This is a genomic window from Streptomyces chumphonensis (genome assembly GCF_014779715.1).
Lineage (GTDB): Bacteria > Actinomycetota > Actinomycetes > Streptomycetales > Streptomycetaceae > Streptomyces > Streptomyces chumphonensis.
This window is the reverse complement of the sequence record NZ_JACXYU010000003.1, coordinates 39,059-52,745: the sequence shown is the minus strand read 5'-3', so window position 1 is coordinate 52,745 and position 13,687 is coordinate 39,059. Positions and strand designations below refer to the sequence as shown.

Annotated in this window: 10 protein-coding genes; 3 read left to right on the top strand and 7 right to left on the bottom strand. The window is 75.0% G+C overall.

The genetic code is table 11. The features are described 5' to 3' along the window. Positions 1 to 136 precede the first annotated feature (136 nt). Complete coding sequence (locus IF129_RS07920; protein WP_191208804.1) at positions 137 to 1,159, top strand: lytic polysaccharide monooxygenase auxiliary activity family 9 protein; 1,023 nt, start codon at positions 137 to 139, stop codon at positions 1,157 to 1,159. 97 nt (positions 1,160 to 1,256) lie between these two features. On the opposite strand, the gene IF129_RS07915 is transcribed toward IF129_RS07920, so the two are convergent. The 3 genes from IF129_RS07915 to IF129_RS07905 all read right to left on the bottom strand — a co-directional run bounded on the left by IF129_RS07915 (position 1,257) and on the right by IF129_RS07905 (position 6,386). Continuing rightward, on the bottom strand, positions 1,257 to 2,240 hold the full coding sequence (locus IF129_RS07915; RefSeq protein ID WP_191208803.1) for a DNA polymerase Y family protein: 984 nt from the start codon (positions 2,238 to 2,240) through the stop codon (positions 1,257 to 1,259). Between the two features lie 6 nt (positions 2,241 to 2,246). After that, positions 2,247 to 5,816 (bottom strand): DNA polymerase III subunit alpha, encoded by a 3,570-nt coding sequence (locus IF129_RS07910; RefSeq protein ID WP_191208802.1) that lies wholly within the window; start codon positions 5,814 to 5,816, stop codon positions 2,247 to 2,249. A gap of 165 nt (positions 5,817 to 5,981) precedes the next feature. Beyond that, positions 5,982 to 6,386, bottom strand: coding sequence for a DnaJ family domain-containing protein (locus IF129_RS07905; RefSeq protein WP_191208801.1), 405 nt, complete (start codon positions 6,384 to 6,386; stop codon positions 5,982 to 5,984). Between the two features lie 328 nt (positions 6,387 to 6,714). Between IF129_RS07905 and IF129_RS07900 the strand changes: the two genes are divergently transcribed. Then, the gene (locus tag IF129_RS07900) at positions 6,715 to 7,743 is read left to right on the top strand and encodes an aspartate-semialdehyde dehydrogenase (protein WP_191208800.1); all 1,029 of its coding nucleotides are present in this window, start codon (positions 6,715 to 6,717) and stop codon (positions 7,741 to 7,743) included. Positions 7,744 to 7,846: 103 nt separating this feature from the next. Here IF129_RS07900 and IF129_RS07895 read toward each other — a convergent pair whose 3' ends face one another. Beyond that, positions 7,847 to 8,767 carry an SPFH domain-containing protein gene (locus IF129_RS07895; RefSeq protein WP_191208799.1) on the bottom strand — a complete coding sequence of 307 codons (921 nt, stop codon included), beginning with the start codon at positions 8,765 to 8,767 and terminating at the stop codon, positions 7,847 to 7,849. A gap of 101 nt (positions 8,768 to 8,868) precedes the next feature. After that, on the bottom strand, positions 8,869 to 9,738 hold the full coding sequence (locus IF129_RS07890; protein ID WP_224754608.1) for a DUF1684 domain-containing protein: 870 nt from the start codon (positions 9,736 to 9,738) through the stop codon (positions 8,869 to 8,871). A gap of 549 nt (positions 9,739 to 10,287) precedes the next feature. Here IF129_RS07890 and IF129_RS07885 point away from each other — a divergent pair. Further along, positions 10,288 to 10,743 (top strand): cell division protein SepF, encoded by a 456-nt coding sequence (locus tag IF129_RS07885; protein WP_191208798.1) that lies wholly within the window; start codon positions 10,288 to 10,290, stop codon positions 10,741 to 10,743. 48 nt (positions 10,744 to 10,791) lie between these two features. Here IF129_RS07885 and IF129_RS07880 read toward each other — a convergent pair whose 3' ends face one another. After that, entirely contained in the window at positions 10,792 to 11,979 is a 1,188-nt protein-coding gene (locus tag IF129_RS07880) for an acyl-CoA dehydrogenase family protein (RefSeq protein WP_191208797.1), read from the bottom strand. 40 nt (positions 11,980 to 12,019) lie between these two features. Then, positions 12,020 to 13,684 (bottom strand): MFS transporter, encoded by a 1,665-nt coding sequence (locus IF129_RS07875; protein ID WP_191208796.1) that lies wholly within the window; start codon positions 13,682 to 13,684, stop codon positions 12,020 to 12,022. Positions 13,685 to 13,687: the final 3 nt, after the last annotated feature.

Genomic DNA, 13,687 nt, shown 5'->3' with positions numbered 1-13,687 from the left:
GATCGCGCTGGTGGGCGTGGTTAACGTGCCTCTCGTCAGGCGGAGTTCGACGGCCCGGGCCGCCGCCCGGTGGCCGCCCCACCGGCCGTCCTCCGACCCCCCACCCCTGCCTGAACCCTCATGAAGGAGCCCGACGATGACCGCTCGCCGCAGCCGCAAGGCCGCCGCCCTCACCGTGCTCGGGGTGGCCCCGCTCGCGCTCACCGGCCTCACCGCGACGCCCGCCCTCGCCCACGGCTCGATGTCGGACCCGGTCAGCCGGGTGGCGGCCTGCTACGCGGAGGGCCCCGAGAGCCCGGACTCGGCGGCCTGCCGGGCCGCCGTCGCGGCCGGCGGGACCCAGCCGTTCTACGACTGGAACGAGGTGAACATCGGTGACGCGGCCGGCCGCCACCGCGAGATCATCCCGGACGGCGAGCTGTGCTCGGCGGGCCGGGAGAAGTACCTGGGGCTGGACCTGCCGCGTGCCGACTGGCCCGCCACGGCGCTGAACAGCGGTGAGCGCACCTTCCGGTACACGGCGACGGCACCGCACCGGGGTTCCATCGAGCTGTACGTGACCCGCGACGGCTACGACCCGACGCAGCCGCTGACCTGGGCGGACCTGGAGCCGGAGCCGTTCGTGGCGGTCACCGACCCGAAGCTGAGCGAAGGTGCCTACGTCTTCACCGGGGACGTCCCCGAGAAGTCGGGGCGGCACCTGATCTACAGCGTCTGGCAGCGCTCGGACAGTCCGGAGGCCTTCTACACCTGCTCGGACGTGACGTTCGGCGGCGAGAGCGCCCCGGCCGGTGAACCCGGCGCCGAGGAACCCGGCGCCGGGGCGGAGGAGGCCGCGGCGGAGACCGAGGCGCCCGCGGCCCCGACGCGGGAGCAGATCGAGGAGGGCCGCGACCGGTCGAGCGTCAGCCACGACGGACACGGCGGTGACGGTCCGGACGCACCGGAGCACAGCGGCCACAGCAAGGACGAGGGTCCCGAGCCGCTCGGTGACGGCACGGAGCCGGTGGGACAGCGGGACGAGGCGCACCTCGCCGAGACCGGCGGCGAGGACGCCACCGGCACCCTGGCCGTCGGCGGCGCGGCGGCGCTCGCGCTCGGCACCGGCGTCGTCGCGCTGACGCTGCGCCGTCGCGCGCTGGGGCGCCACCGCGCCTGACGCGGGCGGGCCGGGCCCCGGCCCGCCCGTCCCGACCCGGGCCGCCCGGCGAGCCGCGCCCTCGCCGGGCCCCCGCGCACGTCCGCGTACCGGCGGGTCACGCCGCGTCGCCGAGCCGGCCCGCCGGGTGGGCGGCGTCCGCACCGAAGCGGCGCCGGGCCCGGTCGGCGGCGGCCTCCGCGCGGCGGGCCTTCTCCGCCCGGGGGTCGAGGGAGAGCTGACGGGAGGCGAGGTCGGCCGCCGTCAGGTCCTCGGCGCGCAGCGCCAGCGCCCGGACGCGGGCCCGCTGGAGGCCGAGCGCGTCGTGCAGCGCGTAGGCCAGCGCGGTCAGCGCCGGGGTGTGGGCGGTCGGCTCGGGCAGGGCGCGGGTGCGGGTCGTCGTGGAGCGGTCGGCGTACCGGACGGTGAGGGTCAGCGCGCGGGCCACCTGGGCGTCGTCGCGCATCCGGAACCCGAGGTCGTCGGCGAGGGTCAGCAACGCCCGGCGGCGGACGTCCGCGTCCACCTCGTCGCGGCCGAAGCGGTGTTCGGCCGAGGCCGAGCGGGCCGGCGCGCTGGGCACGACGGGGGTGGGGTCCTCGCCCAGGGCCCGGGCCCGCAGGCGCCGGGCGGGCGCGGCGCCCAGGATGCGCTGGAGGGTCGCGGGCGGCGCGGCGGCGACGCGTCCCACGGTGTCCAGCCCGTAGGCGCCGAGGCTCCGGGCGGTCGCGGGGCCGACGCCGTGCAGGGCGGCGACCGGCTTGGGCGCCAGGAAGGCGGTGACGGCGCCCGGCTCGTCGGGCACGGTCCGCACCCGGCCGGGCGGCCCGTCGTGCGCGGCCATCCGGGCCAGCAGCGGGTTCCCGCCGACGCCCACGGTGCAGTGGACGCCGTGGTGGGCCAGGGCGCGGACCCGCACCAGCTCGGCCAGCTCCGGTGCCGTCCGCCCGAAGTACCGCAGGGCGCCGCGCACGTCGGCGAGGGCGGCGTCCGGCGGCAGCGCCTGCACGACGGGGGTGATGTCGGCGAGCAGGTCGAGGAGGCGCGGGTAGCACTCCTCGGTGCGGCCCGCGCCGAAGTGGACGTAGAGCACGTCTCCCATCGCCGATCACCCCGCGCTTCCGGGGCTGGAGTGCCACAGCTTGCGGCCGCCCCGCCCGGCGCTCGCGGGACTCTCCGCGCCCCCGGGACCCTCCGCGCCCCCGGGGTCGACGCTCCCGGGGCCGACGCTCTTGGGTCCGGCCTTCTTGGGCGGCTCACCGGCCGGCCGCAGGTCGGCCCAGGGGTGCATCGCGTAGCCGGTCGCCATGCGGATGCGGCGGTCCGGCGCGCCGTCCCCCGGTTCCTCCCCGGCCCCCGGGGGCGGTTCGGCCAGCCGGGCGGCGACGGCGTCCAGGCCCCCGGCGCGGCGCAGTTCGACCAGCTCGGCCAGGTCCCAGGCGGCGGCGCCGACGACGCTGAAGCTGCGCGGGCCGCGCCGCTGCACCACACCGCGGACCAGCAGCAGCCAGGAGTGGAAGACGGTGTGGGCGCACGCGGCGTGGCTGTCCTCGAAGAAGGCCAGGTCGGTCAGGCCGGTGCCGTCGTCGAGGGTGACGAAGACGACGCGCTTGCCCGAGCGGATCGGTGGCGTCTGGGTGGCGACCTTGGCCCCGGCCACCAGGACCGTCTCGCCGTGCCGGGCGGTGGCGAGCCGGCGGGCGGGGCGGACGCCGAGTTCACCGAGGAAGGCGTGGTGGTCGGTCATGAGGTGGCGGGAGGCGTCCATGCCGAGCACGCCGAGCTCGGCGCCGAGCCGTTCGTCGTGGTCGAGGTCGGGCAGCCCCGCGGGAGGAGGGGCGGTGGCGTGGACCTCCCCGGTCAGGGGCAGTTGCCCGGCACCGCTCCCCCGCCGCCCGCCGCGGTGGAGTTCGGCGAGGTGGAGGAGCAGGTCGCGGCGGTTGTCCCCGAAGGCGTCGAGGGCGCCGACCTTGACCAGGTTCTCGGCGACGGGCCGGGGCGGCCGGGCGCGTTCGAGCAGGTCGTGCAGGGAGCGGTAGGGCTGCCCGGCGGCGATGCGGGCGGCGTCCGCCTCGCTGATGCCGCGCACCTCGCCGAGCGCCAGCCGCACGCCCCAACGCCGTTCCCCCGAAGGGGATTCGGACTCCAGTTCGATTCGATAGCCGACGTCGGACCGGTTCACGTCCAGCGGGAGCACGGGCACCCCGTGCCGCCGGGCGTCCGCGAGCAGCAGCCGCTTGGGGTACATGCCCGGGTCGTGGGTGAGCACGCCCGCGTAGAACGCCGCCGGGTGATGCGCCTTCAGCCAGGCCGACTGGTAGGTGGGGACGGCGAACGCGACGGCGTGCGCCTTGCAGAACCCGTACGCGCCGAACGCCTCGACGATGCCCCAGGTCCGCGCGACGACCTCCGGGGCGTAGCCGCGCCGGGCCGACTCCCGTTCGAACCAGGCGCGGATGCGCGGTTGGAGCCCGGGGTCGGCCAGCGCCCGCCGGGTCTCGTCGGCGAAGGACTTGCCGCAGCCCGTCATCGTGTCCACGATCCGGATGACCTGCTCGTGGAAGACGACCACACCGCAGGTCTCGGCGAGGGCGTCCTTCAGGTCCTCGTGCGGGTACGTCGGGGCCGTCCGGCCGTGCCGTGCCTCGATGAAGGGCCGCACCATGTCGGCGGCGACGGGCCCCGGCCGGAAGAGGCTGATGTCGACCACCAGGTCGTGGAAGGTGGACGGCTGGAGGCGGCCGAGCAGGTCGCGCTGGCCCGGCGACTCGATCTGGAAGCAGCCCAGCGTCTCGGCGGACCGGATCAGCCGGTACGTCCGCTCGTCGCCGGGCCCGGCGACGTCGAGGGCGTCCAGGTCGACGCGGCGGCCGGTGGCACGCTCGACCTCGGCGGCGGCGTACGCCAGCGTGGACTGCATCCGCACCCCGAGCACGTCCAGCTTGAGCAGGCCGAGCTTCTCGACGTCGTCCTTGTCGAACTGGGCCATCGCGAAACCCTCGCCACCGGTGGGGACCACGGGGGTGCGGGCGCGCAGGCGGGCGTCGGAGAGCAGCACACCGCACGGGTGCATGGCCGTGCCGCGCACCAGGCCGTCCAGCGACTCCACCAGGTCCCACAGCTTCGGTCCGTACCGGTCGACATCCACCCCGCGCAGCTCCGGCAGCTCCGCCAGGGCGCTGCGGGCGTCCCGGGCCCGGATGTGCGGGAACGCCTTGGCGAGCCGGTCGATCTCGGCCGGGTCCAGGCCGAGGGCCGCGCCCACGTCCCGCACGGCGTGCCGGACGCGGTAGGTCTCGGGCATGGCGACGGTCGCCACCCGCTCCTCGCCGAACCGTTCGAAGATCGCCCGGTAGACCTCCAGGCGACGCGCCGACTCCACGTCGACGTCGATGTCCGGCAGCGCTCCGCGGTGCTCGGAGAGGAACCGCTCCATCAGCAGGCCGTGCTCCACCGGGTCGGCGGCGCTGATCCCGAGCAGGTGGTTGACGAGCGACCCGGCGCCCGACCCCCGGGCCGCCACCCGGATGCCCAGGGCCCGCACGTCGTCGACGACCTGCGCGACGGTGAGGAAGTAGGTGGCGAAGCCGTGGTTCCCGATGATCCGCAGCTCCTGCTCCAGCCGGTCCCAGCGGTGGCGGTCCCGGTCGTAGCGGCGGACCGCCATCTGCGCGGTGCAGCGCGAGCGCAGCACCCGGTCGGCGGTCCGGGCCCCGGCGCCCACCAGGTACGGCTCGGGGAAGTGGGCGCTGCCGACGCCCAGGTCGTCCCCGGAGTCGACGCGGCACCGCGCGGCGCTCTCCTCGGTGCGGGCCAGCAGCCGGTACGCCAGGTCCCGGCGGAACCCGGCGGCCTCGGCGATCTCCTCCGCCACCCGGGCCATCTCGCGTGGCCCCTTGAGCCAGCGCTCGCCGCCGTCCAGGCCGCGAGCGGGGTCGACGGGGACGAGGGTGCGGGCGGCGTCCAGCACGTCGGCGACGGGGCCGAGGCCGGGGTCGGCGTACCGGACGGCGTTCGTGAGCACCGGGGCGACGCCCTGCTCGGCGGCCAGCCCCAGCATGCGGGCGGCCTCCCGGCGCGGCGCGGAGCCGACCACCTCCAGACGCAGGGCGTCCCCGAAGACCTCGCGCCACGGCACGAGCAGCCGGGCCGCGCGGTCGGGCCGCCCGGCGGCCAGCGCGCGCCCGACGTCCGAACCGGGGCCCAGCAGGACCGTCACCCCCGAGGCCGGGACGTCGGCCCACTCCAGCACCGGACGCCGCCCCGCGCCGGCGTGGGCCCCGGCGGTGGTGCCCCGGTGGGCGGCGCTCACCAGCCGGCACAGCTCGGCCCAGCCGGCCGCGCCGTCCCGGGCCAGGAACACCACGCGCTGGGCCGGCTCGTCCACGAAGGCTCCGCCGCGCGCGGGAGTCCGCCGGCGCGGTGCTCCGGGGGCCGCCCCCGGGTCCCCGGCCCCGGGGTGTTCGGCGACGGCGAGCTCGACCCCGTACACGGCGCGGACGCCGGCCTTCTCACAGGCTCCGGCGAACCGCACGGCACCGGCCAGGGTGTCCCGGTCGGTCAGCGCGAGGGCGTCCATGCCCCGCTCGGCGGCCCGCTCGGCCAGCCGCTCGGGGTGGGAGGCGCCGTACCGGACGGAGAAGCCGGACACGGCGTGCAGATGCGTAAACCCAGACATCCGCGTCTCCTCGCCACACCAGCCACCCCCTGCCTACGACTCTCGCCGGCCTCCTTCTCCCACCTTAAACCCTGCTCGAATACTCGTTCGAATCGACGGGCCGGCGGAGGCACCCCGGCACGGCGACGCCGACCGGGGGCACGGCACGGAGCACCGGGGCGGGTGTCAGTCCCCGGCCGCGGCGGCCCGTCGCTCGGCGAGGACCCGCTCCACGTCGAAGGGCACGAGGTTCAGCGGGGGCCCGGCGGGCGGGCGGCGCAACGCGGCGTCGATCGCCGCGTTGACCTCCGTCAGGATGCGGCGCGCCTCCGCCTCCGTACGAGCCGCGCGGGCAGCGGCCAAGGCGTCCTCGGCCTCCTTGCGCAACGCCAACGTCGGCGGCAGGACGGACACCCCCTCCTCGTGCAGCTTGCGCTTGATCCACCAGTTCTCGTCGTAGGGCTGGTCGACGCCGCCGAGGGGCCTGCCCGCGCCGGGGAGGTCGTCGAACGCCCCCCGCTCGGCGGCCTCGCGGACCTGTCGGTCGACCCAGGACTCGAAGGAGACCCCCGGGGGCTTGCGCTCGGTCATCGTTCTCGTCCTCCTCGGTGGGGCGGGCGGGTCACGTCCGGGGCGATGTGCGGCCGCGGACGGCCGCGGACGACCGCACGCGGCCGCACACGACCGCCTGGTGTCGAGCTTAGGCGGGAGGGGACGGGAGGACACCGGTGCGCGGGGGCACGCGGCACGGCCGGGCCGCGCGGCGCGCTGTCTACGATGGGAGGTGGTGTGCGCCCGCAACGCGGCACGCAGACCGTTCACCCGATGTGACGGACGTCAAACGACTGGCAGGCCGTAAGGCGCCCCGGGCAGGGTAGGGGCCAGCGTCGGGACACGAGATTCGGAACGAAGGAGCCCCATGAGGATCGGCATCGTCGGAGCCACAGGCCAGGTCGGCAGTGTGATGCGCGACATTCTGGCGGAGCGGGACTTCCCGGTGGCGGAGCTGCGGCTGTTCGCCTCCGCCCGCTCGGCGGGCCGGACCCTGCCCTGGAAGGACGGCGAGGTCACGGTCGAGGACGCGGCGAGCGCCGACTACTCCGGCCTGGACATCGTGCTGTTCTCGGCGGGCGGTGCCACCTCCCGGGAGCTGGCCCCCAAGGTCGCGGCGGCCGGGCCCGTCGTCATCGACAACTCCTCCGCCTGGCGGCTGGACCCGCAGGTCCCGCTGGTGGTCTCCGAGGTGAACCCGCAGGCGGCGCTCGACCGCCCGAAGGGGATCATCGCCAACCCGAACTGCACGACCATGGCGGCCATGCCGGTGCTGCGTCCGCTGCACGACGAGGCCGGGCTGACCGCGCTCGTCGTCGCCACCTACCAGGCCGTGTCCGGCAGTGGACTGGCCGGGGTGGCGGAGCTGGACGGACAGGTCCGCAAGGCCGTCGAGGCCGACGCGACGCAGCTGACCTTCGACGGGTCGGCCGTGGACTTCCCGGCACCGGACAAGTTCAAGCGTCCGATCGCGTTCAACGTGCTGCCGCTGGCGGGCTCCCTCGTGGACGACGGCCTGGAGGAGACCGACGAGGAGCAGAAGCTCCGCAACGAGAGCCGCAAGATCCTCGGCGTCCCGGAGCTGAGGGTCTCGGGCACCTGTGTCCGCGTCCCCGTCTTCACCGGCCACTCGCTCCAGGTCAACGCCCGCTTCGAGCGGCCGATCACCCCCGAGCGCGCCCGCGAGGTGCTGGCGGGGGCACCGGGCGTGGCCCTCTCCGACATCCCCACCCCGCTCCAGGCCGCCGGTCAGGACCCGAGCTTCGTGGGCCGCATCCGCCGGGACGAGACCGTCGAGCACGGGCTGTCGCTGTTCCTGTCCAACGACAACCTCCGCAAGGGCGCCGCGCTCAACGCCGTCCAGATCGCCGAGCTGGTCGCCGCCGAGCTGGGCTGAACCGCGTCCCGGCAGAGCTGACGCCGACGCGCCGGGCGACGCCCCGGCACCGTACCGACGCGTACGGTGCCGGGGCGTCGTGCTGCCGCCGCCCCGGACCGGCTCAGCCGGGTCGCTCGGGGTCGGTGAGCGCGGGCGGTACCGCAGGCCCCGGCTCCACCTCGGGGTCCGGGCCCGGCACCGCCTCGACCGCCGGGGACGCCTCCGGCTCCGGTCCCGCCTCGGACTCCGGCACCGGGGCGGCCGGGCCGGTCCGCGGTGCCGGGGGCGCGTCGTGACCGGCGCGCTCCAGGAAGCGCAGCAGCTCCACCGGGAACGGCAGGACGAGGGTGGAGTTCTTCTCCGCCGCCACGGCGACGATGGTCTGGAGCAGCCGCAACTGGAGCGCGGAGGGCGTGTGCGACATCTGCCGGGCCGCCTCGGCCAGCTTCCGGGACGCCTGCAGCTCCGCGTCCGCGTTGATGACGCGGGCCCGCCGGTCGCGGGCCGCCTCCGCCTGGCGGGCCATGGAGCGCTTCATCGCCTCGGGCAGGGAGACGTCCTTGATCTCCACCCGGTCGACGTTGACGCCCCACTCCACGGCCGGACTGTCGATCATGATGGCGAGCCCCTGGTTGAGCTTCTCCCGGTTGGAGAGCAGGTCGTCCAGGTCGCTCTTTCCGATGATGGAGCGCAGGGAGGTCTGGGCCATCTGCGAGACGGCGAAGCGGTAGTCCTCGACGCGGATGATGGCGTCGGCCGGGTCCACGACCTTGAAGTAGACGACGGCGTCCACCCGCACCGTGACGTTGTCACGCGTGATCCCCTCCTGGGCCGGCACCGGCAGCGTGATGATCTGCAGGTTCACCTTCTGCATCCGCTCCAGCAGCGGGACGATGAGCTGGAGGCCGGGCTCGCGCACCTCGGACCTCAGCCGGCCGAGCCGGAACACCAGCCCGCGTTCGTACTGCCTGACGACCCGGGCCGCGGCCAGGAAGTAGGCCGCTCCGCCCGCGAGCCCCACGGCCAGCAGTTCGAAGACCATCACTGCCCCCTGCCGTCACCGGTCCGCGTCAGCGGTCCGCACAAGCGGTCAAAAGCCTCATATCCCACCGTAGTGCGCCCCGGATCGAGGGGCGAGAGGCTTCAGGTCACGAGATCGCGCTCCCCTGCGGGCACGTCCAGGTCGAGGGTGTTGCCGGGCGGGGGGAACGGGCACAGGAAGTGCTCGGTGAACGCGCACGGGGGCAGCGTCGTCCGGTTGAAGTCGACCGTGACGGAGTGGTCGGGGGCCGGGGCACCGGTGCGCAGGAAGCGGAAGCGGTAGCTGCCCCGGCCGCTGGTGCCGTCCGCGAAGACGGCCCACAGGGCCCCGCTGCCCACCACGGAGACCCGCAGCGTGTGGGCACCGCCCCCCGGAGCGGTGAAGCGGACCTCGCCGCCGAGGTCCAGCCCGCGCTCGCGCCCGTCGGCGTTCCGCACCGGCACGCGGCGGGCGCCCTCGTAGGGGTGGAACGTGCCGGGCAGCGCCCAGCGGGCGTCGTAGGGCGCCGTCCTGATCCCGGCGAACGCCCGCCGGGCGGACGCGGCCGGATCGTGCACCCGCACCGCCCACCGGCCCTCGCGCCGCAGCAGCTCCAGGCGGCGGTCACCCCAGGTGACCCGGGTCGGTTCCGGGCTTCCGGCGGAGGCACCCAGCGTGCGGTCCCCCATGAGCGGCTCGCCGCCCACCGTGAGCTCGTCCAGGACGTCGGCGTGCAGGACGACGCCCTCGCCACCGGGCGTCTGGTGCCACCGGCCGGGCAGGCCCTCGATCCAGCCCTCGTCGTCCGCGTCGGCCAGCCAGTACGTCCCCGTCACCGAGAGCGGGCCGTACGGGGCGACGACGGTCTCCAGGCGCTGTCGGTGCCACTCCTGCCACTGCTGCACCGCGGAGGAACCGGGCGCCAGGGGATTCGCGACGTTCGCGGTGTCTGGTTCGGGGCGGTGCGGCTGTGCGGGCATTTCGGCGTTCATGCGTTCAACTTGCCACATACCGGGCCGCCCGGCGGTGACGCAGCGCGCGGTGCTCAGCAGTCGCAGCCGCAGCCGCAGCCGCCCGTCGCCCCCTCGCCCGGGCCTCCGCCCCGGAGCCACCTCGCAGGTCGCGGCGGACGCGGTCTCGGTCGGCCCGGTGACCGTGCGGACGGAGGTGCCGCGCCAGGACGCCCCCGCGCGGTACCTGAGCCTCCGTCAACACGGAGACGACGAGACCGGTGCCGACACGGCCCGATGAAGCCGAACACGTCGTTCCGCGTTTCCCCACGCCCCCGTGACGCCACGTCACAACACTGCGGCGGACGTCCTCACCCGGGCGGAGGCGGGGCTCACCCACCCGGCCGTCCTTGGTGATCTTTCTGTCTTTCACCACCCGTATACCGCACAATCCCTGCTCCACGGGGCATGATGTGTGCAGCAGAACTGTCACGAAACATGCTCGCGACGTATATCCGCTTGGCGCACCATCCGCATCATGGACGACGATAGGCGTGCGGACGGTACGACCGCATGCGAGAGGAGGCGTCCATGGGATCGGTGCGCAAGGCGAGTGCCTGGCTGGGCCTCGTCGACGACAGCGAGATGCGGTACTACGACGACTACACCGACGAAGCGGCCGAGGGCCCCGAGAGTGGCGACGCCGCGCGCGAGGCGTGGGTCACCGACCCGCGTATCAGGGCCACGGCCGAGACCGCGCAGGACGCGGGCACCCGCATCGCGACGATCACGCCCGACGGCTTCCGGGACGCACGCCACATCGGCGAGCTGTTCCGGGACGGCGTGCCGGTCATCGTGAACCTGACGGCCATGGAGTCCGCAGACGCCAAGCGCGTCATCGACTTCGCCGCGGGGCTGACCTTCGGCCTGCGTGGTTCCATCGAGCGGGTCGCGAACCGCGTGTTCCTGCTGACCCCGAACGCCTACCAGGTCCTCAGCGGTCAGAGCCGCCGCCCCGGTGAGGGCGGATTCTTCAACCAGAGCTGACGGCGTGCCGGGGTGGCGGCGCCCCGGCACCCCCGGCACGTCGTGCGCTCAGCGGAACGCGTCGACGCCCGTCAGCGCCTTGCCCAGCACGAGTTGGTGCATCTCCACGGTGCCCTCGTAGGTGAGCACGGACTCCAGGTTGGTGGCGTGCCGCATCACCGGGTACTCCAGGGAGATGCCGTTGGCACCGAGGATCGTCCGGGAGGTGCGGCAGATCTCGATCGCCTCGCGCACGTTGTTCAGCTTGCCGAAGCTGATCTGTTCCGGACGCAGTGTCCCGGCGTCCATGCGGCGGCCGAGGTGGTGCGCGAGCAGGACGCCCTTGTGCAGTTCGAGGGCCATGTCGGCCAGTTTGGCCTGGGTGAGCTGGAAGCCCGCGATCGGACGGCCGAACTGCTCGCGGCTGCCCGCGTAGTCCAGCGCCGCGTGGAAACTGCTGCGGGCGGCTCCCATGGACCCCCACACGATGCCGTAGCGGGCGTGGCTCAGGCAGCTGAGCGGCCCGCGCAGACCGGTGGCGCCGGGCAGCACCGCGTCGGCCGGGAGCCGGACGTCGTCCAGGACGAGCTCACTGGTGACCGAGGCGCGCAGCGACCACTTGTGCGTGATCTCCGGTGCGCTGAAGCCCGGGGCGTCGGTCGGGACGACGAAGCCGCGGATGCCGTCCTCGGTGCCGGCCCACACGACGGCCACTCCGGCGACGGAGCCGTTGGTGATCCACATCTTGCGCCCGTTCAGCACCCAGTCGGCACCGGCGCGGCGGGCGCGTGTCCGCATCGCGGCCGGGTCGGAGCCGACGTCCGGTTCGGTCAGACCGAAGCAGCCGATCGTCTCCCCGGCCGCCATGCCCGGCAGCCACCGCTGCTTCTGCTCCTCGGTCCCGAAGCGGTGGATGGCGTACATCGCGAGCGAGCCCTGGACGGACACCAGGGACCGGATGCCGGAGTCGGCCGCCTCCAGCTCCAGGCAGGCGAGACCGTACTGGACGGCCGAGGCACCGGCGCAGCCGTAGCCCTCCAGGGACATGCCGAGCGCGCCGACGCGGCCGAGTTCGCGGGCCAGGTCCCGGATGCCGGGCAGCTCGCCCCGCTCGTACCACTCGGCGACGTGGGGGAGCACCCGGTCGGCGGCCCACGCGCGGACGGTGTCGCGCACCGCGAGCTCCTCCGTGCTGAGCAGGTCGTCCAGGCCCAGGGGGTCGGCCGGGTCGAACGGCGGCAGGGAACGGCTGGACATAGGGGCCTCCGGGTCGCGGTGGTGTCGACGGCGTCAAACGTTACCGATGGGTAACACGCTGGGGCAAGACATCCCCGCCGGTGGCGGACCGGGCGGGTCGGCCGGACTGGGCGGGGACCTTGCCGGTCCGGTCGTCCGTTCGCGGCAGGGCGCGGGGCAGCCGCAGCGCCGCCAGCGCCCCCGCCAGGAGCAGCGCGACGCTCACGAGCAGCGTCACCTGCAGGCCGTGCACGAAGGCCAGCCGCGCCGAGTGGCGCAGCGACTCCCCCGCGGCCCCGCCCAGCCGGTCGGCCACCTCCAGCGCCTCGCCCAGCGAGTGCCCGGCGGCCCGGGCCGCGTCGGCCGGAACGCCCGGGGTCGCCTCCACCGCCGCTCCGTAGGCGCGGTTCATGACGCTGCCCAGCAGCGCGATCCCCAGCCCGGCACCGAGTTGGTACGCGGTCTCCCCGATGGCCGCCGCGCCGCCCGCCTGTTCGGCCGGGGCGTCACTGAGCATGGACTCGTAGGCGCCGAACAGCACGGTCTCCAGCCCGTAGCCGAGCAGCAGGAAGGCCCCCACGCAGACGGCCGGGTCGTCACGCTCCCCGAGCGAGGTGAGGCCGAGGACGGCGACAGCCGTGAGCAGGAAGCCACCGGCCACCATCGCGCGCGGCCCCAGCGCCCGCAGCGTCCGGGGGCCGGCGAGCCCGGCGGCCACGGCCGCGACGGAGAGCGGCAGCAGTCGCAGTCCCGTCTCCAGCGGCGAGAGGCCGAGCACCAGTTGCAGGTACTGAGCGGCCATCAGGGCGAGGCCGACGAGGGCCAGCACGGTGAGGACGATGCAGCTCACGGCGGTGCCGAAGGCCGGTCGCGCGAAGGCCGCGAAGTCCACGAGCGGACGCTCCCGGCGGCGCTGGCGCCGGACGAACCAGCCCAGCAGCACGGCCCCGGCCACCAGCAGGGCGGCCGTCGCCGGGTGCGTCGCCCGTCCGTCGCCGATCTGCTTGACGCCCAGGATCGCCGACGCGAGTCCGCCGGCGGCCAGCAGCGCGCCGAGGACGTCCCAGGGCCCGGTGCCGTCGCCGGTGGACTCCGGCACGAGCCACCGGCCCACCGGCAGGGCCAGCACCATCAGCGGGACGTTCAGCAGGAAGACCGAGCCCCACCAGAAGTGTTCCAGCAGCAGCCCGCCCACCAGGGGCCCGGCCGCCGCGCCGACGGCGGCCGTCGCACTCCACACACCGATGGCCAGCGCCCGCTCCCGCCGGTCGGGGAAGACGTGGCGCAGCAGGGACAGGGTGGCGGGCATGATCATGGCGCCGCCGACGCCGAGCAGCGCGCGGGCGGCGATGAGCACACCGGGGCTGTAGGCGAGGACGGCGAGGACGGAGGCCAGCCCGAAGACCGCGTACCCGATCAGCAGCACCCGGCGGCGGCCGACCCGGTCGCCGAGCGTGCCGAACAGGATCAGGAGGGACGCGCAGACGAGCGGGTAGGCGTCGACGATCCACAGCAGCTCCACCGGCCCGGGCCGCAGGTCCGCGCTGACCGCCGGCACGGCGACGTGCAGGACGGTGGCGTCGATCGCGATGAGCAGGAGACTGGCGCAGAGCACCACCAGGACGGTCCAGCGGCCGGCCCCTCCGCCGGGTGCGGCGGCCGACCGTGACGGGGTCCGCCGCGCGGGGACGTCGGCTCCGGAACGGGCCGGACTCGTCCCGGGCATCTC

Coding starts and splice junctions, on each gene's coding strand:
- IF129_RS07920 (WP_191208804.1), top strand. CDS start 137: ATGACCGCTCGCCGCAGCCGCAAGGCCGCCGCCCTCACCGTGCTCGGG.
- IF129_RS07915 (WP_191208803.1), bottom strand. CDS start 2,240: ATGGGAGACGTGCTCTACGTCCACTTCGGCGCGGGCCGCACCGAGGAG.
- IF129_RS07910 (WP_191208802.1), bottom strand. CDS start 5,816: ATGTCTGGGTTTACGCATCTGCACGCCGTGTCCGGCTTCTCCGTCCGG.
- IF129_RS07905 (WP_191208801.1), bottom strand. CDS start 6,386: ATGACCGAGCGCAAGCCCCCGGGGGTCTCCTTCGAGTCCTGGGTCGAC.
- IF129_RS07900 (WP_191208800.1), top strand. CDS start 6,715: ATGAGGATCGGCATCGTCGGAGCCACAGGCCAGGTCGGCAGTGTGATG.
- IF129_RS07895 (WP_191208799.1), bottom strand. CDS start 8,767: ATGGTCTTCGAACTGCTGGCCGTGGGGCTCGCGGGCGGAGCGGCCTAC.
- IF129_RS07890 (WP_224754608.1), bottom strand. CDS start 9,738: ATGAACGCCGAAATGCCCGCACAGCCGCACCGCCCCGAACCAGACACC.
- IF129_RS07885 (WP_191208798.1), top strand. CDS start 10,288: ATGGGATCGGTGCGCAAGGCGAGTGCCTGGCTGGGCCTCGTCGACGAC.
- IF129_RS07880 (WP_191208797.1), bottom strand. CDS start 11,979: ATGTCCAGCCGTTCCCTGCCGCCGTTCGACCCGGCCGACCCCCTGGGC.
- IF129_RS07875 (WP_191208796.1), bottom strand. CDS start 13,684: ATGCCCGGGACGAGTCCGGCCCGTTCCGGAGCCGACGTCCCCGCGCGG.